The organism is Streptomyces olivochromogenes (genome assembly GCF_001514115.1).
Taxonomy (GTDB): domain Bacteria; phylum Actinomycetota; class Actinomycetes; order Streptomycetales; family Streptomycetaceae; genus Streptomyces; species Streptomyces olivochromogenes.
In genome coordinates, this window is sequence record NZ_KQ948457.1 from 315,341 (window position 1) to 336,123 (window position 20,783).

A 20,783-nucleotide genomic window follows, 5' to 3' on the forward strand; every position below is an offset into this window, starting at 1 on the left:
AGGCTCGCGGGGCTGGCGCACAATAGGGGGACGCACGGCTGAAGGGGAACATGCCATGAGCGCCGAGGACCTCGAGAAGTACGAGACCGAGATGGAGCTGAAGCTCTATCGGGAGTACCGCGACGTCGTCGGTCTGTTCAAATATGTGATCGAGACCGAACGGCGCTTCTACCTCACCAACGACTACGAGATGCAGGTGCACTCGGTCCAGGGTGAGGTGTTCTTCGAGGTGTCCATGGCGGACGCCTGGGTGTGGGACATGTACCGACCTGCTCGTTTCGTGAAGCAGGTGCGTGTCCTCACGTTCAAGGACGTGAATATCGAGGAGCTGAACAAGAGCGATCTGGAACTGCCGGGCGGTTGATGACGGGCCAGGAACCCTCGTGTGGGTGAGGGAGCTGTCCACAGTCGGCCGTTTGTCCACCAAGATCCAATAGCCGGTCGAAGTGGCCTCAGTGTTGGCGCCGGAGGTGGTGCCGACATGAACACACCCGAGGCACGCAACGCACTGGGCAAGTACGGCGAGGATCTGGCCGCGCGACGGCTGACCGAGACCGGGATGACGGTCCTGGCACGCAACTGGCGCGGCGGCAGGACCGGCGAGATCGACATCGTGGCCCGGGACGGCGACGCGCTCGTCGTCTGCGAGGTCAAGACGCGCAAGGCGGGGGCCTTCGAGCACCCGATGGCGGCCGTCACGCCGGCCAAGGCACAGCGCCTGCGCGGCTTGGCCGAACGCTGGCTCCAGGAACACGGCGGGGCGCCACCCGGCGGCGTCCGCATCGATCTGGTCGGCGTTGTCCTCCCCGATCGCGGCGCCCCCGTGGTCGAGCACGCGCGGGGGGTGGCCTGATGGGATTCGCGCGTACCTGTGCGGTGGCCCTCGTGGGCGTCGAGGGTGTGGTCGTCGAGGTCCAGGCGGACCTGGAGCCGGGCGTGGCGGCCTTCACCCTGGTCGGCCTGCCCGACAAGAGCCTGACCGAGAGCAAGGACCGGGTCCGGGCGGCGGTGGTGAACTCCGGCTCGGCGTGGCCCCAGAAGAAGCTCACGGTCGGCCTGAGCCCGGCATCCGTACCCAAGGGCGGCAGCGGTTTCGACCTGGCCGTCGCCTGCGCGGTGCTGGGAGCCGCCGAACGCATCGATCCCCGGGTGCTCTCCGACATCGTGATGATCGGCGAGCTGGGCCTCGACGGACGCGTGCGGCCGGTGCGGGGCGTGCTGCCGGCGGTCCTCGCCGCAGCGGACGCCGGGTACGAGCAGGTGGTGGTGCCCGAGTGCGCGGCCGCCGAGGCCTCGCTCGTACCGGGGATCTCGGTGCTGGGGGTGCGCAGTCTGCGCCAGCTGATCGCGGTGCTCACGGACGAGCCGGTGCCCGAGGAGGATCCGGACGAGCAGGGGCGACCGGATCCGCTGATGGCGGGACTGCGGATGCCCGGCACGGGCGCCGCCACCGGCATGCACAGCATGGGCGCGGCCCAGCACGACCACGGTCACGACCTCGCCGACGTCGTGGGCCAGCACTCGGCACGGACCGCCGTGGAGGTCGCGGCGGCGGGCGGCCACCACCTCTTCCTGGAAGGTCCCCCGGGGGCGGGCAAGACGATGCTCGCCGAGCGGCTGCCGGCCATCCTGCCGCGCCTCACCAAGGGCGAATCCCTGGAGGTCACCGCCGTCCACTCGGTCGCAGGCCTGCTACCACCGGGCAAACCCCTGGTCGACATCGCTCCCTACTGCGCCCCGCACCACTCGGCGACCATGCAGGCCCTCGTCGGCGGCGGCCAGGGGATCGCACGGCCGGGCGCGGTGTCCCTGGCTCATCGCGGAGTGCTCTTTCTGGACGAAACGCCCGAATTCGGCAGTCAGGCCCTCGACGCGCTGCGCCAGCCGCTGGAGGCGGGGCATGTGGTGATCGCGCGCAGTGCGGGGGTGGTGCGGTTTCCGGCGCGGTTCCTGATGGTGCTGGCGGCGAACCCTTGTCCATGCGGCCGCTTCTCGCTGCGGGACGACCTGTGCGAGTGCCCGCCCTCCATGATCCGCCGCTACCAGGCCAGGCTTTCAGGGCCGCTGCTCGACCGCGTCGACCTGCGGGTCGAGGTGGACCGCGTCACCCGGTCCGAGCTGACCGAGCGCGGTGCGCGGGGCGAATCCACCGAGACGGTCGCCGACCGGGTGCGGGCGGCCAGGGAGCGGGCCGCCGCGCGGCTGGAGGGCACGCCCTGGCGGACGAACAGCGAAGTGCCGGGCCGGGAGCTGCGCGGCCGCTGGTACGCGTCCCTGGGCGCGATGGACGAGGCGGAGCGGAGCCTTGAGCGAGGTGTCCTGACCGCCCGCGGCCTCGACCGGGTGTTGCGTGTCGCCTGGACCGTCGCGGACCTGGTGGGACACGACCGGCCCGGTGCGACGGACGTCGCCCTAGCCCTGCAACTGCGCACCGGGGTCCCCCGCGGGGTGCCGATGGCGATCGGCGCGCTGTCGTGAGCCAGGAGGACGAGAGGCTCCGGCGGGCCTTCCTCGCGCGGGTGATCGAACCGGGCGACGAGGTCTGCGGGCGCTGGCTGCGGGCGGTCGGTGCCGCGGAGGCGGTCCGGCGGCTCGTCGCGGGCGGCGAGCAACCACGGGGAGTGACGGACAAGCGCTGGGCGGGACTGCGGGCCCGGGCGGAGCGGGCGGATCCGGAGCGGGACCTCGCGGTGGCGCGGGAGGCCGGGACCCGGTTCGTGTGCCCCGGGGACCCCGAGTGGCCGGCGCAACTCGACGACCTCGGCGACACGCGTCCCACCGGCCTGTGGGTACGGGGGCGGCCCAGCCTGCGGATATGGGCGCTGCGCTCGGTCGCCGTGGTCGGAGCCCGGGCCTGTACCGAGTACGGCGCCCATATGGCGGCCACGCTCGGCGCCGGGCTCGCCGAGAGGGGCTGGGTGGTGGTGTCGGGCGGTGCCTACGGGGTGGACGGCGCCGCGCACCGGGGCGCGCTCGGGGCGGGCGGCGCCACCGTCGCCGTGCTGGCCTGCGGAGTCGACCGGCCCTATCCGCGGGGGCACACCGAGTTGATCACCAGGATCGCCGAACAGGGACTGGTCGTGGGGGAGTTGCCGCCGGGCGACCATCCCACGCCGAGCAGATTCATCCTCAGGAACCGGGTCATCGCCGCGCTCACCCGGGGGACCGTGGTCGTCGAGGCCGCGTACCGAAGTGGCGCGCTGGTCACGGCGCGGGCGGCGCAGCGGCTGGGGCGGTTCGCGATGGGGGTGCCGGGCCCGGTCACCAGCGGGCTGTCGGCCGGGGTGCACGAGCTGCTGCGCGGGGAAGCGGTCCTGGTCACGGACGCCGCGGACGTCGCCGAACTGGTGGGCGACATCGGCGAGCTGGCCCCGGACCGGCGCGGGCCCGTGCTGCCGCGTGACCTGCTGGATCCGGGCGCCGGACGTGTGCTGGCCGCGCTGCCGGCGCGCGGTCTGGCGGGAGCGGAGGACATCGCCCGCGGGGCGGGGACCACCACGGACGACGCGGTCGGGAGGCTGTACGAACTCCGATCACTTGGTTTCGTCGAACGACACGGCGACGGCTGGAAGTTGACACGCCAGGCAATGATCTCGGTCCGCGGTGATCGTCGCGGGTGCTGACCGAGCGTGTTCGGCCGTCCGGGCGAACGCCGACAGCCTTGGCAATTCCCGCAGTTGATGTCTCTCGGTGATCACGGAGGGCGACGAACATGCCCCCGAGGGACGCACAGCGGAACGTATCTGCGCACGGCCGATCCGCTCCCCTTCGCGCACTGCGACGCTCCAGTCACGCTACGCTCACGTGGATTCCGACGCAGGACAGGCAACTCGACATCAGCGCGACAGCTCACCCAGGTCCCCCCAGTTCACGGCAGAACGGCACAAGGCGACGAATGCCCCAGCACACCTCCGGGTCCGATCGGGCGGCGATCCCCCCAGCCGCCCGCGACGGCGGTAGCGTGCGCCCGCCCGCTCCCTCGACGCTCGACGAGTTGTGGCGGTCGTACAAGGCGACGGGGGACGAGCGGCTGCGTGAGCAGTTGATCCTGCACTACTCGCCGCTGGTGAAGTACGTCGCCGGGCGGGTGAGCGTGGGTCTGCCGGCCAATGTGGAGCAGGCCGACTTCGTCTCGTCGGGGGTGTTCGGGCTGATCGACGCGATCGAGAAGTTCGACATCGAGCGGGAGATCAAGTTCGAGACGTACGCGATCACGCGGATCCGGGGCGCGATGATCGACGAATTGCGGGCACTGGACTGGATCCCCCGGTCGGTGCGGCAGAAGGCGCGCAATGTGGAACGTGCGTACGCGACGCTCGAGGCTCGGCTGCGGCGGACGCCGTCGGAGGGCGAGGTGGCCTCCGAGATGGGGATCGGGGTGGAGGAACTCCACGCGGTCTTCAGTCAGTTGTCGCTGGCCAACGTGGTGGCGCTGGAGGAACTGCTGCACGTCGGCGGTGAGGGCGGTGGCCGGCTGAGCCTGATGGACACGCTGGAGGACACCGCTGCGGACAATCCGGTGGAGGTCGCCGAGGACCGGGAGCTGCGGAGGTTTCTGGCACGGGCGATCAACACGCTGCCGGAGCGGGAGAAGACCGTGGTCACGCTCTACTACTACGAGGGCCTGACGCTCGCGGAGATCGGGAACGTGCTGGGAGTGACGGAGAGCCGGGTGAGCCAGATCCACACCAAGTCGGTGCTGCAGTTGCGCGCCAAGCTGGCGAGTTTCGGGCGCTGACCTCGAGTGGGGCAAGCTGCTGAATCGTCCCTGCCTGGTCGCTCCCCTTCGCTGGCGCGTTCTTTCCGGTGGTGGGAGTGACTGCCGTCCGGGGCGGTCCGTCCGTAAAGTGGAGGGCGTGCCAAGGATTCGAGCGGCCTCCGTGGCCGAGCACCGGTCGATGCAGCGAGCCGCCCTGCTGGACGCGGCCCGGTCCCTGCTGTCCGAGGGCGGGACGGAGGCGCTGACCTTCCCGGCCCTCGCCGAGCACACGGGGCTCGCGCGGTCCTCCGTGTACGAGTACTTCCGGTCCCGGGCGGCCGTGGTCGAAGAGCTGTGCGAGGTGGACTTTCCGGTCTGGGCCGCGGAGGTCTCGGCGGCGATGGCCGCGGCGGACGGGCCCGAGGGCAAGGTCGAGGCGTACGTTCGGCAGCAGTTGGCGCTCGTCGGGGACCGGCGGCACCGGGCTGTCGTGGCCATCTCCGCGAGTGAGCTCGATGCCGGGGCCCGGGAGAAGATCCGCGCGGCGCACGGCGGGCTGGTGGCGATGATCGTCGACGCGCTGCGGCAGATGGGACACGCCGAGCCCCGGCTGGCCGCGATGCTCCTTCAGGGCGTGGTCGACGCGGCGGTCCGGAGGATCGAGCTGGGGGCCGCCGAGGAGCCCGGCGCGATCACGGACGCCGCGGTGGGTATGGCACTGCGGGGCGTACGCGGCTGAGACCCTGCGCACCGGGTGCCCGGCGACGGGGCGACGAGGCGACGGTGCCGAAGCGACAGGGCGGACGGCGCGGCCCGGCCCGGCTTTGTTCGAAGGCGCCGTGCGAGGGCGCCGCTCCCCTCGCGGATGGAGATGCCTCGCCTGTCGCGGACGGATACGCCTCGCCTGGCCCGCACATGTCCTGGCCCGCACATGTCCTGGCCTGCGCATGTCCTGACCCCACGCATGTTCTGGCCTCACGCATGCCGGCCGGCGGGCAGTGCTGCGGGCGTTCGTCGCACATGCCCACGCCTGGGCCGAGCCCGCCCAAGCCGGGCAGCCAGGCCTGAGGCGTGGCCGCGGCCAGTGGTTCTCCCGTTTCTCACGGCTGCGCGCCCGTCACCGGGAGCAGGCGGGACGGGTCCCTGTGCAGGAGCCAGGGTGGGAGCAGGGACAGCGGGTTCAAGTAGGTTCTGTCTCTTCGCAGGCCCCAGTGCAGGCATGGCGTTCCGCAGTGGGCGTCGCCCGGTTCGAGCGTGCCCAGTACCTCGCCCGCGGCCACCTCGTCGCCCTGGTGCACCGTCGCCCGTACCGGGGTGAAGGTCGTGCGCAGGGGCGGAGAGCCCGTGCCTGTCAGTTCGACGGCGACCGCGCCACGCCCCGCGACCCGCCCCGCGAAGGAGACGCGGCCGGCCGCGACGGAGCGGACCGGGGCGCCCGGGGGTGCCGCGAGGTCCACTCCGCGATGGCCGCGGGCGTACGGCGTCGCCGGCGGGTCCCAACCCCGCAGGACCGACGGTCGCAGACCCACCGGCCAGAGGCGGGCGAGCGGCACGACCGCCGCGTCGGGGGCCGGTGGACCGGCGGGAGACGGCGGCGCCGGACCGTTCGCCCGGGCCGGGGCTGAAGGGGTCAGCGCACCCAGCACGGTCACCGTCATTCCCAACAGCAACCCCAGCCACGTACGCACGCATCGTTTCGCTCGCATGCGAGAACGGTCCCGCATCTGACGGATCATGGCCGGGATCTGTGGACCACCGGCCGGTTGTGGACAGCGGCGTCACCCTGCACCTTCCGGGTCCCGTACACTTCTCGTGGCGATCCGGGTCACCGGGTCGACTTCGCACGCCCCGACACCCGGCCATCAAAAGCCGGTGTCAGCGCCCCTCGGTCCCTCGTGGCAAGGCGCATCGCGGGCGTCAGGCGCGGGTGCCGTCCGGCACGCGCGGCACAACCGAGAACACCAAGGAGAACGGCCATGGCCGTCGTCACGATGCGGGAGCTGCTGGAAAGCGGCGTCCACTTCGGTCACCAGACCCGTCGCTGGAACCCGAAGATGAAGCGCTTCATCTTCACGGAGCGCAACGGCATCTACATCATCGACCTGCTCCAGTCGCTGTCGTACATCGACCGCGCCTACGAGTTCGTCAAGGAGACCGTCGCCCACGGCGGCACGGTCATGTTCGTCGGCACGAAGAAGCAGGCGCAGGAGGCCATCGCCGAGCAGGCCACCCGCGTCGGCATGCCCTACGTCAACCAGCGCTGGCTGGGCGGCATGCTCACCAACTTCTCCACCGTCTACAAGCGTCTGCAGCGCCTCAAGGAGCTCGAGCAGATCGACTTCGAGGACGTCGCCGCTTCCGGTCTGACCAAGAAGGAGCTTCTCGTGCTCTCGCGCGAGAAGGCCAAGCTGGAGAAGACCCTCGGTGGTATCCGCGAGATGCAGAAGGTGCCCAGCGCCGTCTGGATCGTGGACACCAAGAAGGAGCACATCGCGGTCGGTGAGGCCCGGAAGCTCAACATCCCGGTCGTCGCCATCCTCGACACCAACTGCGACCCCGACGAGGTCGACTACAAGATCCCGGGCAACGACGACGCGATCCGCTCCGTCACCCTGCTCACCCGCGTGATCGCCGACGCCGTCGCCGAGGGCCTCATCTCCCGTTCCGGTGCCGGCAAGGCCGAGGGTGACAAGGCCGCGGGCGAGCCGCTCGCCGCGTGGGAGCGCGACCTGCTCGAGGGCGAGAAGAAGGCCGACGACGCCGAGGTCCAGACCTCCGCCGAGACGGAGAAGGTCGCCGACGCCGAGCAGGCCGAGGTTGTCGCCGAGGCCGAGGCCGAGGCCGAGGCTGTTGTCGAGGCCCCCGTCGCCGAGGCCCCGGCCGCGGACGCCGAGCAGGCCTGACCCCTCACCCCTTCGGGTCACGAACGGCGGGGGCACACCGAGCCCCCGCCGTTCGGCCCGTAGATCTTCAGACTTCGAGAGAGACTCCAGGAATCATGGCGAACTACACCGCCGCCGACGTCAAGAAGCTCCGTGAGCTCACCGGCGCCGGCATGATGGACTGCAAGAAGGCGCTGGACGAGGCCGACGGCAACGTCGACAAGGCCGTCGAGGCGCTGCGCATCAAGGGCCAGAAGGGCGTCGCCAAGCGCGAAGGCCGCTCCGCCGAGAACGGCGCCGTGGTCTCCATCATCGCTGACGACAACACCTCCGGTGTCCTGGTCGAGCTGAAGTGCGAGACGGACTTCGTCGCCAAGGGTGAGAAGTTCCAGGCCGTCGCCAACGAGATCGCCCAGCACGTCGTCAAGACGTCGCCGGCCGACCTCGAGACGCTGCTCGGCTCCGAGATCGAGCCCGGCAAGACGGTTCAGGCGTTCGTCGACGAGGCCAACGCCAACCTGGGCGAGAAGATCGTCCTGGACCGCTTCGCCCAGTTCTCCGGTGCTTTCGTGACCGCGTACATGCACCGCACCATGCCCGACCTGCCCCCGCAGATCGGTGTCCTGGTCGAGCTGGACAAGGCCGATGCCGACCTCGCCAAGGGTGTCGCGCAGCACATCGCCGCCTTCGCGCCGAAGTACCTCTCCAAGGAGGACGTCCCGGCCGAGGTCGTCGAGTCCGAGCGCCGCGTCGCCGAGGAGACCACCCGCGCCGAGGGCAAGCCCGAGGCCGCCCTCCCGAAGATCGTCGAGGGTCGCGTCAACGGCTTCTTCAAGGAGGCCACCCTCCTCGGTCAGCCGTATGCGCTCGACAACAAGAAGTCCGTCCAGAAGGTCCTGGACGAGGCCGGTGTCACCCTGAAGCGCTTCGTGCGCATCAAGGTCGGCATCTGAGTCCGTACCGCGATCGACGCGCGACCCCTATAGGGTCGGCAGCAGTCGTCCGCGTACGCCGACACGCGCGCGTGCGTGACGGACGACAGCAGATCTGACGAGGAGGCCATTGCCGCGTATGGGAGACAACACCCCACCGGCAATGGCCTTCTTCGTATGTGCACCATGAGGAGATCTCCATGACCACCACCCAGGCCGACAAGGGCGAGAAGACCGACGACGGCAAAGGCGCGGGCCGCTTTCTGCTGAAGCTTTCCGGCGAGGCGTTCGCCGGAGGCGGCGGACTGGGCGTCGACCCCGACGTGGTGCACAAGATCGCCCGCGAGATCGCGGCCGTCGTGCGCGGCGGCGCCCAGATCGCCGTCGTCATCGGCGGCGGCAACTTCTTCCGCGGCGCCGAGCTCCAGCAGCGCGGCATGGACCGGGCCCGCTCCGACTACATGGGCATGCTCGGCACGGTCATGAACTGCCTCGCCCTCCAGGACTTCCTGGAGAAGGAAGGCATCGACAGCCGCGTGCAGACCGCCATCACCATGGGCCAGGTCGCCGAGCCGTACATCCCGCTGCGTGCCGTACGGCACCTGGAGAAGGGCCGTGTGGTCATCTTCGGCGCCGGTATGGGCATGCCGTACTTCTCCACCGACACCACCGCCGCCCAGCGCGCCCTGGAGATCGACGCCGAGGCCCTGCTGATGGGCAAGAACGGCGTGGACGGGGTCTACGACTCCGACCCCAAGACCAACCCCGAGGCCGTCAAGTTCGACTCGCTCGGCTACGGCGAGGTCATCACGCGCGACCTCAAGGTCGCCGACATGACCGCCATCACGCTGTGCCGCGACAACAAGCTGCCGATCCTGGTCTTCGAGCTCCTGGCGGAGGGCAATATCGCGCGGGCCGTCAAGGGTGAGAAGATCGGCACACTCGTGGGTGACCAAAGCGGCCGGGCCTGACCGGGACCGACCTCGGCCGGGGACAAGCCCGGGCCGAGGATGGACCCTGACCGGGGGATGGACAATGTCCTGCCGGTCCGGAACCGTGCAGGAATAAGACGCGACGCAGCCGGCCGCCACCCCGACGAGGAGCAGCTGCCGGGCCTACTCAAGACACGCAGGAGCAAGTGGTGATCGAAGAGACCCTCCTCGAGGCCGAGGAGAAGATGGAGAAGGCCGTCGTGGTCGCCAAGGAGGACTTCGCCGCGATCCGCACCGGCCGTGCGCACCCGGCGATGTTCAACAAGATCGTGGCCGACTACTACGGCGCGCTGACGCCGATCAACCAGCTGGCCTCGTTCTCGGTGCCGGAGCCGCGCATGGCCGTGGTGACCCCGTTCGACAAGAGCGCGATGCGCAACATCGAGCAGGCGATCCGCGACTCCGACCTGGGCGTCAACCCGAGCAACGACGGCAACATCATCCGAGTGGTGTTCCCCGAGCTGACCGAGGAGCGCCGCAAGGACTACATCAAGGTCGCCAAGACCAAGGGCGAGGACGCCAAGGTGTCCATCCGCTCGGTCCGCCGCAAGGCCAAGGACACCATCGACAAGCTGATCAAGGACGGCGAGGTCGGCGAGGACGAGGGCCGCCGCGCGGAGAAGGAGCTCGACGACACCACCGCGAAGTACGTCGCTCAGGTGGACGAGCTCCTGAAGCACAAGGAAGCGGAGCTGCTCGAGGTCTGATGAACGACTCTTCCTGGGGGGCGCCGCCACAAGCCGGGTACTGGGGGCCGTCCGAGCAGGGGCCTGTCCAGGGGGCAGCCCCGGCGGGTCCCGCATACGATGCGCATAACGCGCAGCAGACTCGCCCCATGCCCATCGTGCCCGACGTACCCGCACACGGCGGAGACCAGGATGACGACCGGGGGGCCGCTCGGCTGAGTGGCCCCCTGTTCCGCGACGACACCCCGTCGACGGGATCCCTCGGGACCCCGTCGCAGAAGCCGCAGGAGCCCATGCCCAGCCCCGTCCCACAACCCGCCCCCGCACCGCAGAAGAAGAGTGCGGGACGCGACCTGGGTGCCGCGATAGGGGTCGGCGTCGGGCTCGGCGCGGTGATCGTCGCGTCGTTGTTCGTCGTCAAGGCCGTGTTCGTCGGGGTCATAGCGGTCGCCGTGGTCGTGGGCCTGTGGGAGCTCACATCACGGCTCGAGGAGCGCAAGGGCATCAAGGCGCCGCTCGTCCCGCTCGCGGTGGGCGGTGCGGCGATGGTCGTCTCCGGCTACGTCCGGGGCGCCGAGGGCGCGTGGGTGGCGATGGCGCTCACCGCGCTGGCGGTGCTGGTCTGGCGGATGACGGAACCGCCCGAGGGCTATCTCAAGGACGTCACGGCGGGCGTCTTCGCGGCCTTCTACGTGCCGTTCCTGGCGACGTTCGTGGCCATGATGCTGACCGCCGACGACGGCCCGCGCCGCGTCCTGACGTTCCTGCTGCTGACGGTCGTCAGCGACACGGGCGCGTACGCGATCGGCTGGCGTTTCGGCAAGCACAAGCTGGCACCGCGCATCAGCCCCGGCAAGACCCGTGAAGGCCTGTTCGGAGCGGTCACCTTCGCGATGGTCGGGGGCGCGCTGTGCATGCAGTACCTGATCGAGGGCGGCACGTGGTGGCAGGGGCTGATCCTGGGCTTCGCGGTCGCGGCCACCGCCACGCTCGGCGACCTCGGCGAGTCCATGATCAAGCGGGACCTGGGCATCAAGGACATGGGCACCCTGCTGCCGGGCCACGGCGGCATCATGGACCGGCTGGACTCGCTCCTGCCGACGGCGCCGGTGGTCTGGCTGCTGCTGGTGCTCTTCGTGGGATCCGGCTGACCTGCGCGCATGTCGCTGAGGGGCTCGTCGTCCACGGGACGGCGGGCCCCTTTTCGTCGGATGGCCGACGGCTTCTCGCCGGGTGGCCGACGGCCCGGGGTCAGTGGTGACCCAGTCCACCGCTGCCGAACGAGCCGCTACCGCCGTCGTGCCAGCGCTCCCGCTTCTGCGACGCGCTCGTGCGGGTCGACATGTGGGTCAGCTCGTACGGGGTGAGAGCGTGCTGGCCCTTGGCCACCTTGGGTACCTCGGCGGCCTCCCGGACCTCCCGCATCTCGCGGACCGGACCCCCCTGCGGCATGCGCGGCTGCTCCTCGGCGCGTGGCAGACGCGGTGCGCGGGTCCGCATACGGCAGCTCAGCCAGAAGCTGCCGGCCAGGAGTGTGATGAGTGCCACGGCGATCAAGAACAGCGCCAGGCTGATCAGACCGCTGGGCTCCGCCAAATACATCGATGCAGTACTCATATAAGGCAAATACCCTCAAATTACCCAACGAACCAGCCGCCCGGCAGCTGCTGAGGGCCTTGGAGGTCAGCGCCGTGTCCTTCGCGTGCGGCTACGTCGAGCTGCAATTCGACGGATCTGGTAGCAGGGTGGCAGGGCACCCCGCACGGCTCGCGGCCCAGGTCACGCAATTCGATCTGCGACACTGGTACAGCCATGCCTAAGCCCGGAGAACTCACATTCGTCGCCCCCCGCGGAGCCAAGAAGCCGCCGCGGCACCTCGCCGACCTCACGCCCGCCGAGCGCAAAGAGGCGGTTGCCGCGATCGGTGAGAAGCCGTTTCGCGCCAAGCAGCTCTCGCAGCACTACTTCGCGCGGTACGCGCACGACCCCGCGGAGTGGACGGACATTCCGGCCGCCGCGCGCGGCAAGCTCCAGGAGGCGCTGCTTCCTGAGCTGATGACGGTCGTGCGGCATCTGTCGACCGACCAGGACACCACCCGCAAGACGCTGTGGCGCCTGTTCGACGGCACGCTCGTCGAGTCCGTGCTGATGCGCTACCCGGACCGGGTGACCATGTGCATCAGCTCGCAGGCGGGCTGTGGGATGAACTGCCCGTTCTGCGCCACCGGACAGGCCGGGCTGGACCGGAACCTGTCCACGGGCGAGATCGTGCACCAGATCGTGGACGGGATGCGGGCCCTCAGGGACGGCGAGATCCCGGGCGGCCCGGCGCGGCTGAGCAACATCGTCTTCATGGGCATGGGCGAGCCGCTCGCCAACTACAAGCGGGTCGTGGGCGCCATCCGCGCGCTCACCGACCCCGAGCCGGACGGGCTCGGGCTCTCGCAGCGCGGGATCACCGTGTCGACGGTCGGGCTGGTGCCCGCCATCCACCGGTTCTCCGACGAGGGCTTCAAGTGCCGCCTCGCCATCTCGCTGCACGCCCCGGACGACGAGCTGCGCGACACCCTCGTCCCCGTCAACACGCGGTGGAAGGTGCGCGAGGTGCTGGACGCCGGCTGGGAGTACGCGGCCAAGTCCGGGCGTCGGCTGTCCATCGAGTACGCCCTCATCCGGGACATCAACGACCAGGCATGGCGTGGTGACCGGCTCGGGCGGCTGCTCAGGGGCAAGCCCGTGCACGTCAACCTCATCCCGCTGAACCCGACACCGGGTTCGAAGTGGACCGCCTCGCGGCCCGAGGACGAGAAGGCGTTCGTCGAGGCGATCGCGGCTCACGGGGTGCCGGTGACCGTCCGGGACACCCGCGGCCAGGAGATCGACGGAGCCTGCGGTCAGCTCGCCGCCACCGAGCGGTAATCTGGCGAGGTCCAACCACATCTTCATATTCCGACAGGGGAGCGCCACAGCGCTGAGAGTGCGGTAGCCGGAGCACCGGTGGGCCGCAGACCCTCAGAACCTTGCCCAGGTCATTCTGGGTAGGAAGTTCGGGCATCACTCAAGCTGTTGCGCCCTGCCCGGGAACCTTCCGAGGATCCCGGGCAGGGCCGCGTCTCTTCCTGGTCATCCCAGGAGGAATTCAGTGATCATCAAGAGGACGACCACGGCCGTCGTCATCGGGCTGGGCCTCGTCACGCTGTCCGCGTGCGGGTCCTCCGACAGCGGCGGTGCCGGGGACTCCAAGACCGTCACGCTCGTCAGCCACGACTCGTGGGCCGTGTCGAAGAGCGTGCTGGCGGACTTCGAGAAGCGGTCCGGGTACAAGGTCAGGGTCCTCAAGGACGGCGACGCCGGGCAGGCCGTCAACAAGGCCATCCTCACCAAGGACAACCCGCAGGGCGACGTCTTCTTCGGCGTCGACAACACCCTGCTGTCCCGCGCGCTCGACAACGGGCTGTTCCAGTCGTACGAGGCCAAGGGCTCCGACCAGATCGTCCAGCAGTACCGGATCGACCAGGACAGGCACCGGGTCACGCCCATCGACTCCGGTGACATCTGCGTCAACTACGACAAGGCCTACTTCAGCAAGCACAAGCTGGCCCCGCCGGCCTCCTTCGACGACCTGATCAAGCCCGCGTACAAGAACCTCCTCGTCACCGAGAACGCGGGCACGTCCTCGCCGGGCCTCGGCTTCCTGCTCGGGACCGCCGCGAAGTACGGGGATGGGGGCACCTCCCGCTCGAGCGAAGCCGAGAGTGGGGGAGGGTGGCAGGACTACTGGAAGAAGCTCAAGGCCAACGGCGTGAAGGTGGTCGACGGCTGGGAGCAGGCCTACAACGACGAGTTCTCCGGGTCCGCGGGCGGCAAGAAGGCCAAGGCCGACCGGCCGCTGGTCGTCTCGTACGCCTCCTCCCCGCCCGCCGAGGTGATCTACGCCGACCCGAAGCCGACGACCGCGCCGACCGGGGTCGCGAGCGGCACCTGCTTCCGCCAGGTCGAGTACGCGGGGCTGCTGAGCAACGCGAAGAACACGAAGGGCGGCAAGGCGCTCCTCGACTTCCTCATCAGCGGCGAATTCCAGGACGACATGCCGCTGAACATGTTCGTGTACCCGGTCCGCGAGAGTGCCCAGGTGCCCGAGGAGTTCGTGAAGTTCGGCCCGCAGGCCAAGAACCCCGAGACCCTGGCCCCCGCCAAGATCGCCGACAACCGTGACCAGTGGGTCAAGTCGTGGACCTCGCTCGTACTGAAGTAGCGCCTCGAAAGAGCCGCAAGGAGAGCGCGACGCGGATCGGGCTGATGGCCCTGCCCGTCGCGTTCTTCGCCGTCTTCTTCGCCTACCCCGTCGCCGCGATCGTCGCCCGTGGCCTCAAGACCGACGGGGTCTGGCGGTTCGGGCGGATCGGTGAGGTGCTCGCGCAGTCCGACATCCGGCACGTCCTGTGGTTCACCACCTGGCAGGCGCTCGCCTCCACGGCGCTCACGCTGCTGATCGCGCTCCCTGGCGCGTATGTCTTCGCGCGCTTCGATTTCAGGGGCAAGCAGGTGCTGCGGGCGGTGGTGACCGTCCCGTTCGTACTGCCGACGGTCGTGGTCGGTACGGCGTTCCTGGCCCTGGTGGGCCGGGGCGGACTCCTCGACCAGCTGTGGGGCGTACGGCTGGACACCACCGTCTGGGCGATTCTGCTCGCGCATGTCTTCTTCAACTACGCGGTGGTCGTACGGACCGTCGGCGGGCTCTGGTCGCAACTCGACCCGCGTCAGGAGGAGGCCGCGCGGATGCTGGGTGCCTCCCGGTTCGCGGCCTGGCGCAAGGTGACGCTGCCGGCGCTGAGCCCGGCCGTGGCCGCCGCCGCGCTGATGGTCTTCCTCTTCACCTTCACCTCGTTCGGTGTGGTGCAGATCCTCGGCGGGCCGACCTTCTCCACCCTCGAGGTCGAGATCTACCGGCAGACCTCGGAGATCTTCGACCTCGCGACCGCGGCGGTGCTGACGATCGTCCAGTTCGTGGCGGTCGGCGCGATCCTCGCCGTGCACGCCTGGACCGTACGCCGCCGGGAGACCGCCCTGCGTCTGGTGGCTCCGGAGACGACCGCGCGCAGGCCACGCGGGGCCGGCCAGTGGGCGCTGCTGGGCGGGGTCCTGGCGAGCATCCTCGTTCTCCTCGTCCTGCCGCTCGGAGTGCTGGTCCAGCGCTCCCTGGACGCGCCCGGCGGCTACGGATTCGCGTACTACAAGGCGTTGACCTCGGCCGACAGCGGCATCTTCCTGGTGGCGCCGATCGCGGCGATCGGCAACTCGCTGGAGTACGCGCTGGCCGCCACCGCCATCGCCGTCGTGATCGGCGCTCTGGCGGCCGCCGCCCTCACCCTCCCCGAGTCTCGGCTTCGCTCGACCGGGGGGACCTCCATGACCGGGCGTCTCGTCCGGGGTTTCGACGCGCTGCTGATGCTGCCGCTCGGTGTGTCCGCCGTGACCGTCGGGTTCGGCTTCCTGATCGCGCTCGACGAACCGCCGCTGGATCTGCGCTCCTCCTGGATCCTGGTGCCGCTCGCGCAGGCTCTGGTGGGCGTCCCCTTCGTCGTACGCACCATGCTGCCGGTGCTGCGGGCGGTGGACGGACGGCTCCGGGAGGCCGCGGCCGTCCTCGGAGCCTCGCCCTGGCGGGTGTGGCGGGAGGTCGACCTGCCGATGGTGCGGCGGGCGCTGCTGATCGCGGCGGGGTTCGCCTTCGCCGTGTCGCTGGGCGAGTTCGGGGCGACGGTCTTCATCGCGCGGCCCGACAACCCGACCCTGCCGGTCGCCGTGGCCCGGCTGCTCGGGCGCGCGGGTGACCTCAACTACGGCCAGGCGATGGCCCTTTCGACAATCTTGATGGTGGTGTGCGCGGTGGCCCTGCTGCTGTTGGAACGCATCCGCACCGACCGGACGGGGGAGTTCTGATGGCGCGACTCGCGAAGCGAGCGACGGAGGAGGCGCAGGAAGGGACGACCGAGCATCCCCGGAGCCGGACCCAGGCCTGGGCCCAGGCCCAGGCCCAGACCCGGACGCGCGACGCCCTGCTCAGGGTCGAGGCCGCGACCGTACGCCTCGGCGGTCGGCCGGTGCTCGACGCCGTCGGCCTCGACGTCGCCGAGCACGAGATCGTGTGTGTGCTCGGACCGAGCGGCAGCGGCAAGTCCACGCTGCTGCGGGCGGTGGCCGGACTGCAGTCGCTCGACGCGGGCCGCGTGCTGCTGGCGGGCCGCGACCAGGCCGGGGTGCCCGCGCACAAGCGGGGTGTCGGGCTGATGTTCCAGGACCACCAGCTCTTCCCGCAGCGGGACGTGGGCGGCAATGTCGCCTTCGGGCTGCGGATGCATGGCGCGTCGAAAGAGCAACAGGGCGCACGAGTCGAGGAGTTGCTGGAACTGGTGGGGCTGCCCGGAGCCCGGGCGCGCGCCGTCGCCGCCCTCTCCGGCGGTGAGCAGCAGCGGGTCGCGCTGGCCCGCGCGCTCGCCCCGCGCCCCCGGCTGCTGATGCTCGACGAGCCGCTCGGCCAGCTGGACCGTTCGCTGCGGGAACGGCTGGTCGTCGAACTCCGGCAGCTCTTCGGCGAGTTGGGTACGACCGTGCTCGCCGTCACCCACGACCAGGGCGAGGCCTTCGCGCTCGCCGACCGGGTCGTGGTGATGCGCGATGGGCGGATCGCCCAGTCCGGCACGCCACTTGAGGTCTGGCAGCACCCGGCGGACGAGTTCGTGGCCCGTTTCCTCGGCTTCGACAACGTGGTCGCGGCGACGGTGCGCGATCGGCTCGCGGACACCCCGTGGGGGAAGGTCCCGGTACCGGAGGGCACCGCGCAGGGCCCCGGCACGCTTCTCGTACGGCCCGCGGGGGTGCGGCTGGTCGCCCCCGCGGACGGGCTGCGCTGCACCGTGGCCGCACGCACCTTCCGGGGCACCCACGTCGCCGTACAGCTGAAGCCGGAAGGCGGGCCGCCCATCGAGGCGGCGTGCGCGCTGCGGGAGGCGCCCGCACCCGGTGACGAGGTCGGCGTGGCGTTCGAGGCAGCCGAAATCGTGGTGCTCGGGGAGCCGTCGGCGCCCTAGGGTACGGATCATGACGGTACTCGCACATGACCGCTACTGCGACGCCATCGAGCTGGAGGTGCGGCGGCTGAGGGACGTGGTGACGTCCGGGGCCGATCTGTCCGTGACCGTGCCGACCTGCCCGGACTGGTCGCTGGAGCGGCTCGTGCGGCACACGGGCGGGGCGCTGCGCTGGGTCGAGCTCATCGTCCGCACGAAGGCGCAGGAGAACGTCGAGGACGAGCGGGTGCCGCTCCTCGATGGACCCGCCGCCGAGGGCGACCCCGCCGCGCTGGACGCCTGGCTCGCCGAGACCGGCGAGATGCTCGTCGCCGCGCTGCGCGAGGCGGGGCCCGACACCAAGGTGTGGGCCTGGGCCGGGGACCTCAGCTCCGGCTTCTGGGCCCGCCGGATGACGCACGAGCTGGTGATCCACCGAGCCGACGCGACGCTGGCGGCCGGGCTGCCGTACGAGGTGGCGCCCGATGTGGCCGCGGACGCGATCGACGAGTGGCTGGGGATCATCGAGTTCGTGCAGCGGACGCGGCCGCACGACGGCGCCGCGGCCGAACTGCGCGGCATGGGCCGCAGCATCCACCTGCACGCCACCGACACCCCGCCCGAACTCAACGCCGAGTGGGTCGTCGAGCTCACCGAGGAGGGCGTCTCCTGGCGCCGGGACCACGAGAAGGCGACCGTCGCGCTGCGCGGCCCGCTCACCGACGTCCTGCTCGCCTTCTACAGCCGACTGCCGCTGGACGACGGGCGGTTGGAGGTGCTGGGGGAGCGGGAGCTGCTGGAGTTCTGGCTGGAGCGGGCGACCTTCGGCTAGCCCGCGTACCCGGACAGGCGTGTGGCCCGCCCCCTTCGAGAGGGACGGGCCACACGTTTCACGCAGACGTACGGTGTGCGGTTCAGCTCGACTTCGAGGCGCCGCGGCGACGCATGCCGAAGAACACCGCTCCGCCGCCGACCACGACGAGGGCACCGGCGATGCCGGCGATCATCGGCGTGTTGGAGTTCGCACCGGTCTCGGCGAGGTTGGAGCTACCGGCCGCGGGGGACGGGGCGTTGTCGCCCGGCGTCGCGGGCGCGGCGCTGCTCTCCGACTCCGACGGGTTCGCGGAAGGCGTCCCCGAGGAGGCGGGCGAGGACGGGGTCTCCGACGGCTTCGGGGTCTCCGAGGCCGACGGCGACGGCGACTCGGTCGCGCAGGCCGTGGACGGAGCGGTCACGTTGCCCTTGATGTCCGCGTCGACCAGGTTTCCGGCCTTGACGTGGACGCGGTATGTGGCGTTCGGCTTCCAGTCCTCGGCGAAGGTGATGGTGACGCCTGCGCGAGAGCCCTTGACCTCCTGCTCGCCGACCTTCTGCACGTCGGCACCGTTGTTCTCGAGGAACACGGAGACGACCGCCGAAGTGCCGGAGGCATCCACGTCCGTGACGGAGATGATGCCCTTGGTGCCGTCGCACTTGGCTTCGGCGGAGAACTCACTGATGTTGCAAGCAAGGGCGTTGCCGGCGGCACCGAGCGCGAGCGCGGCGGTGGCGGAGGCAACACCGAGGATTCGCACGGAACGTGCGGTACGGCGAGATATGGACACGATTGCCCTTCACAGAATGCGCAACTGCGGGGGGTTTAAGGGGGGTTCTGCTGTGTCAACAGGGCCCCCTCGGGCCTCACAGGTTTATAAGTGCCACCTAAGGGCTGTCAATGCATATGCCCTGCCGTGCCACCGGCTTTGCCTTCTCGTTAACCGCCGAGGCGTTTGAGTGCCTCCGGTACGTCCTCGATCCGGTCCACCAGTGCGATCCGGGACGCCATCGACCGTTCGTGGGCAAGGGATTGGAGAAGGGGCCAAGTGGGGTGTTTTTCGGTCCAATGCGCACGGTTCACGAGAACCATGGGCGTGGGCTCACCGCGCGACTCGTAGTAGTTCGGGGTCGCGTTGTCGAAGATCTCCTGTACGGTCCCGGCGGCGCCCGGCAGGAAGACGACACCCGCGTTAGAGCGGGCCAACAGCCCGTCCTCCCGGGTCGCGTTCGCGAAGTACTTGGCGATGTGGGCGGCGAAGGCGTTCGGCGGCTCGTGGCCGTAGAACCAGGTCGGGATGCCGACGGAGGGGCCGCCGTCCGGCCAGCGCTCACGCACGGCGAAGGCGGCGCGCGCCCAGTCGCCGATGGAGGGGGTGAACGACGGTGCCTCGGCGAGGAGCCGGAGCGCCTCGGTGAGCATCTCGTCGTCGAACGGGGCGGCGTACGCGCCGAGGTTCGCCGCCTCCATCGCGCCGGGGCCGCCGCCGGTGGCGACCGTGAGCCCGGCACGCGCCAGTTCGCGCCCCAGGCGGGCGGCGCCCTCGTAGGCCTCCGTGCCGCGTGCCATCGCGTGACCGCCCATCACGCCCACCACTCGGGTGCCGACGAGAAGTTCGTCGAGCGCGTCCGACACCGAGTCGTCGTGGATCGCGCGCAGCATCGAAGCGAAGACGTCGCCGTCGGCCTTGGTCTGCTGGAACCAGGCGTACGCGCGGGCGTCCGGGGTCGCCTCGTAGCCGTCGTCGAGCGACGCGAAGAGCTCGTCCGGGGAGTAGAGCAGCCCGCGGTAGGGGTCGAAGGGCAGTCCGGGTATGGGCGGGAAGACGAGCGCGCCGGTGGCCCGTACCCGTGCCGCCGCCTCGGGGTCCATCGGGCAGCCGAGGAAGACGGCGCCCGCGGTGTCCACGGCGAGCAGGGCGTCCGTACGGTCCGTCAGATCCACCGCCTGGACACGGAACCGGGCGAGCGAGCCGTGCTCCGAGACGACCTTGTCGAACTCGGCGAGGGACTCGATCTCGCGGTCATGGGCGGAGTGAAGGGGAGTTGGCTGCACGCAGCCATGCTAGGGGTGGGCCCTGCGGCGGCGGGCGGCGGTCTCCCCTTTGGGGGGACACGTGCGTGGGTGTCCCCCCCCCGGGCGCTCAGCTCTGGACCGCGGCCGGGTCCATCCACATGACCTCCCACGTGTGGCCGTCCAGGTCGTCGAAGGTACGGCCGTACATGAAGCCGTGGTCCTGGGCCTCACGGGTCCCCGAGCCGCCCGCCGCGAGGGCCTTGTCGCAGAGCTCGTCGACCTTCTCGCGGCTCTCGGCGCTCAGACACAGCAGTACCTCGCTGGTCTTCGTCGGGTCCGCGATCTCCTTCTTCGTGAAGTCCGCGTAGCGCTGCTTGCTCAGCAGCATCGCGATGATCGTGTCGCTGATGACGACACAGGCGCAGTCGTCCGTCGTGAACTGCGGGTTGATCGTGTAGCCGAGCTCGGTGAAGAACTTCTTCGAGGCGTCGATGTCGTCCGCGGCGAGGTTCACGAAGATCATCTGCTGGTACATGAGGGGTCTCTCCCGGTGAGGGTCAAGTGATGTGGTGCCGTTCGCAGAGGTAGACCCCCACTCCGCGCGGAACTCATCGCCCGGCGGGAAAGAAGCGGAAAGAAACGGGAAGAAGCGAGAAGGAAGCGGGAAAGAAGCGGGAAGGAAGCGCGTACGC

Annotated in this window: 21 protein-coding genes; 16 read left to right on the forward strand and 5 right to left on the reverse strand. The window is 70.2% G+C overall.

Annotation, left to right across the window (positions count from 1 at the left end):
- Positions 1-55: 55 nt before the first annotated feature.
- The 6 genes from AQJ27_RS21375 to AQJ27_RS21400 all read left to right on the forward strand — a co-directional run bounded on the left by AQJ27_RS21375 (position 56) and on the right by AQJ27_RS21400 (position 5,438).
- The gene (locus tag AQJ27_RS21375; RefSeq protein ID WP_003965949.1) at positions 56-364 is read left to right on the forward strand and encodes a DUF2469 domain-containing protein; all 309 of its coding nucleotides are present in this window, start codon (positions 56-58) and stop codon (positions 362-364) included.
- Positions 365-481: 117 nt separating this feature from the next.
- Positions 482-853: a YraN family protein gene (locus AQJ27_RS21380; RefSeq protein WP_067371112.1), complete on the forward strand. Its 372-nt coding sequence runs from the start codon at positions 482-484 to the stop codon at positions 851-853.
- Positions 853-2,478 carry a YifB family Mg chelatase-like AAA ATPase gene (locus AQJ27_RS21385; protein WP_067371114.1) on the forward strand — a complete coding sequence of 542 codons (1,626 nt, stop codon included), beginning with the start codon at positions 853-855 and terminating at the stop codon, positions 2,476-2,478. The genes AQJ27_RS21380 and AQJ27_RS21385 overlap by 1 nt, the downstream gene beginning before the upstream one ends.
- Positions 2,475-3,623, forward strand: a complete 1,149-nt coding sequence (dprA, locus tag AQJ27_RS21390; RefSeq protein ID WP_067371117.1) for a DNA-processing protein DprA — start codon at positions 2,475-2,477, stop codon at positions 3,621-3,623. The genes AQJ27_RS21385 and dprA overlap by 4 nt, the downstream gene beginning before the upstream one ends.
- 272 nt (positions 3,624-3,895) lie before the next feature.
- The gene (gene whiG, locus AQJ27_RS21395) at positions 3,896-4,738 is read left to right on the forward strand and encodes an RNA polymerase sigma factor WhiG (RefSeq protein WP_067371119.1); all 843 of its coding nucleotides are present in this window, start codon (positions 3,896-3,898) and stop codon (positions 4,736-4,738) included.
- A 142-nt stretch (positions 4,739-4,880) separates the two neighbouring features.
- Positions 4,881-5,438: a TetR/AcrR family transcriptional regulator gene (locus AQJ27_RS21400; RefSeq protein ID WP_067371122.1), complete on the forward strand. Its 558-nt coding sequence runs from the start codon at positions 4,881-4,883 to the stop codon at positions 5,436-5,438.
- A 361-nt stretch (positions 5,439-5,799) separates the two neighbouring features.
- Here the strand turns inward: AQJ27_RS21400 and AQJ27_RS21405 are convergent, their stop codons facing one another.
- Positions 5,800-6,405: a murein hydrolase activator EnvC family protein gene (locus tag AQJ27_RS21405; RefSeq protein WP_235613543.1), complete on the reverse strand. Its 606-nt coding sequence runs from the start codon at positions 6,403-6,405 to the stop codon at positions 5,800-5,802.
- A gap of 270 nt (positions 6,406-6,675) precedes the next feature.
- Here AQJ27_RS21405 and rpsB point away from each other — a divergent pair, with 270 nt between their 5' ends.
- The 5 genes from rpsB (at position 6,676) to AQJ27_RS21430 (ending at position 11,342) form a co-directional block, all read left to right on the forward strand.
- Complete coding sequence (rpsB, locus tag AQJ27_RS21410; RefSeq protein WP_067371126.1) at positions 6,676-7,602, forward strand: 30S ribosomal protein S2; 927 nt, start codon at positions 6,676-6,678, stop codon at positions 7,600-7,602.
- 95 nt (positions 7,603-7,697) lie between these two features.
- A complete protein-coding gene (gene tsf / locus AQJ27_RS21415) occupies positions 7,698-8,534 on the forward strand; it encodes a translation elongation factor Ts (protein ID WP_067371128.1) in 837 nt (278 codons plus the stop codon).
- 179 nt (positions 8,535-8,713) lie between these two features.
- The gene (gene pyrH, locus AQJ27_RS21420) at positions 8,714-9,484 is read left to right on the forward strand and encodes a UMP kinase (protein WP_054235346.1); all 771 of its coding nucleotides are present in this window, start codon (positions 8,714-8,716) and stop codon (positions 9,482-9,484) included.
- 170 nt (positions 9,485-9,654) lie between these two features.
- Complete coding sequence (frr, locus tag AQJ27_RS21425; protein ID WP_067371376.1) at positions 9,655-10,212, forward strand: ribosome recycling factor; 558 nt, start codon at positions 9,655-9,657, stop codon at positions 10,210-10,212.
- Complete coding sequence (locus AQJ27_RS21430) at positions 10,212-11,342, forward strand: phosphatidate cytidylyltransferase (RefSeq protein WP_079065129.1); 1,131 nt, start codon at positions 10,212-10,214, stop codon at positions 11,340-11,342. The genes frr and AQJ27_RS21430 overlap by 1 nt, the downstream gene beginning before the upstream one ends.
- 100 nt (positions 11,343-11,442) lie before the next feature.
- Here AQJ27_RS21430 and AQJ27_RS21435 read toward each other — a convergent pair whose 3' ends face one another.
- Positions 11,443-11,808 (reverse strand): DUF6479 family protein, encoded by a 366-nt coding sequence (locus AQJ27_RS21435; RefSeq protein ID WP_180294054.1) that lies wholly within the window; start codon positions 11,806-11,808, stop codon positions 11,443-11,445.
- A 195-nt stretch (positions 11,809-12,003) separates the two neighbouring features.
- Between AQJ27_RS21435 and rlmN the strand changes: the two genes are divergently transcribed.
- The 5 genes from rlmN to AQJ27_RS21460 all read left to right on the forward strand — a co-directional run bounded on the left by rlmN (position 12,004) and on the right by AQJ27_RS21460 (position 18,093).
- Positions 12,004-13,110 (forward strand): dual-specificity RNA methyltransferase RlmN, encoded by a 1,107-nt coding sequence (gene rlmN / locus AQJ27_RS21440; protein WP_054235438.1) that lies wholly within the window; start codon positions 12,004-12,006, stop codon positions 13,108-13,110.
- Positions 13,111-13,336: 226 nt separating this feature from the next.
- Positions 13,337-14,446 (forward strand): thiamine ABC transporter substrate-binding protein, encoded by a 1,110-nt coding sequence (locus tag AQJ27_RS21445; protein ID WP_201264319.1) that lies wholly within the window; start codon positions 13,337-13,339, stop codon positions 14,444-14,446.
- Positions 14,422-16,134, forward strand: coding sequence for an ABC transporter permease (locus AQJ27_RS21450; RefSeq protein WP_201264314.1), 1,713 nt, complete (start codon positions 14,422-14,424; stop codon positions 16,132-16,134). Before AQJ27_RS21445 ends, AQJ27_RS21450 begins: the two co-directional genes overlap by 25 nt.
- Complete coding sequence (locus AQJ27_RS21455; RefSeq protein WP_079065130.1) at positions 16,134-17,282, forward strand: ABC transporter ATP-binding protein; 1,149 nt, start codon at positions 16,134-16,136, stop codon at positions 17,280-17,282. Before AQJ27_RS21450 ends, AQJ27_RS21455 begins: the two co-directional genes overlap by 1 nt.
- A 10-nt stretch (positions 17,283-17,292) precedes the next feature.
- Positions 17,293-18,093: a maleylpyruvate isomerase family mycothiol-dependent enzyme gene (locus AQJ27_RS21460; RefSeq protein ID WP_067371139.1), complete on the forward strand. Its 801-nt coding sequence runs from the start codon at positions 17,293-17,295 to the stop codon at positions 18,091-18,093.
- An 82-nt stretch (positions 18,094-18,175) separates the two neighbouring features.
- Here the strand turns inward: AQJ27_RS21460 and AQJ27_RS21465 are convergent, their stop codons facing one another.
- From AQJ27_RS21465 to AQJ27_RS21475, 3 genes are all read right to left on the reverse strand, one after another.
- The gene (locus AQJ27_RS21465; protein WP_079065131.1) at positions 18,176-18,865 is read right to left on the reverse strand and encodes an LAETG motif-containing sortase-dependent surface protein; all 690 of its coding nucleotides are present in this window, start codon (positions 18,863-18,865) and stop codon (positions 18,176-18,178) included.
- 149 nt (positions 18,866-19,014) lie between these two features.
- Positions 19,015-20,130 (reverse strand): LOG family protein, encoded by a 1,116-nt coding sequence (locus AQJ27_RS21470; protein ID WP_067371143.1) that lies wholly within the window; start codon positions 20,128-20,130, stop codon positions 19,015-19,017.
- Positions 20,131-20,218: 88 nt separating this feature from the next.
- Entirely contained in the window at positions 20,219-20,626 is a 408-nt protein-coding gene (locus AQJ27_RS21475; RefSeq protein WP_067371146.1) for a VOC family protein, read from the reverse strand.
- Positions 20,627-20,783: the final 157 nt, after the last annotated feature.

Excerpts from the sequence above, each read along its gene's own strand:
- AQJ27_RS21375 (WP_003965949.1), top strand. The coding sequence starts at position 56 with ATGAGCGCCGAGGACCTCGAGAAGTACGAGACCGAGATGGAGCTGAAG.
- AQJ27_RS21380 (WP_067371112.1), top strand. The coding sequence starts at position 482 with ATGAACACACCCGAGGCACGCAACGCACTGGGCAAGTACGGCGAGGAT.
- AQJ27_RS21385 (WP_067371114.1), top strand. The coding sequence starts at position 853 with ATGGGATTCGCGCGTACCTGTGCGGTGGCCCTCGTGGGCGTCGAGGGT.
- whiG (WP_067371119.1), top strand. The coding sequence starts at position 3,896 with ATGCCCCAGCACACCTCCGGGTCCGATCGGGCGGCGATCCCCCCAGCC.
- AQJ27_RS21405 (WP_235613543.1), bottom strand. The coding sequence starts at position 6,405 with ATGCGAGCGAAACGATGCGTGCGTACGTGGCTGGGGTTGCTGTTGGGA.
- rpsB (WP_067371126.1), top strand. The coding sequence starts at position 6,676 with ATGGCCGTCGTCACGATGCGGGAGCTGCTGGAAAGCGGCGTCCACTTC.
- tsf (WP_067371128.1), top strand. The coding sequence starts at position 7,698 with ATGGCGAACTACACCGCCGCCGACGTCAAGAAGCTCCGTGAGCTCACC.
- pyrH (WP_054235346.1), top strand. The coding sequence starts at position 8,714 with ATGACCACCACCCAGGCCGACAAGGGCGAGAAGACCGACGACGGCAAA.
- AQJ27_RS21430 (WP_079065129.1), top strand. The coding sequence starts at position 10,212 with ATGAACGACTCTTCCTGGGGGGCGCCGCCACAAGCCGGGTACTGGGGG.
- AQJ27_RS21435 (WP_180294054.1), bottom strand. The coding sequence starts at position 11,808 with ATGAGTACTGCATCGATGTATTTGGCGGAGCCCAGCGGTCTGATCAGC.
- rlmN (WP_054235438.1), top strand. The coding sequence starts at position 12,004 with ATGCCTAAGCCCGGAGAACTCACATTCGTCGCCCCCCGCGGAGCCAAG.
- AQJ27_RS21455 (WP_079065130.1), top strand. The coding sequence starts at position 16,134 with ATGGCGCGACTCGCGAAGCGAGCGACGGAGGAGGCGCAGGAAGGGACG.
- AQJ27_RS21460 (WP_067371139.1), top strand. The coding sequence starts at position 17,293 with ATGACGGTACTCGCACATGACCGCTACTGCGACGCCATCGAGCTGGAG.
- AQJ27_RS21475 (WP_067371146.1), bottom strand. The coding sequence starts at position 20,626 with ATGTACCAGCAGATGATCTTCGTGAACCTCGCCGCGGACGACATCGAC.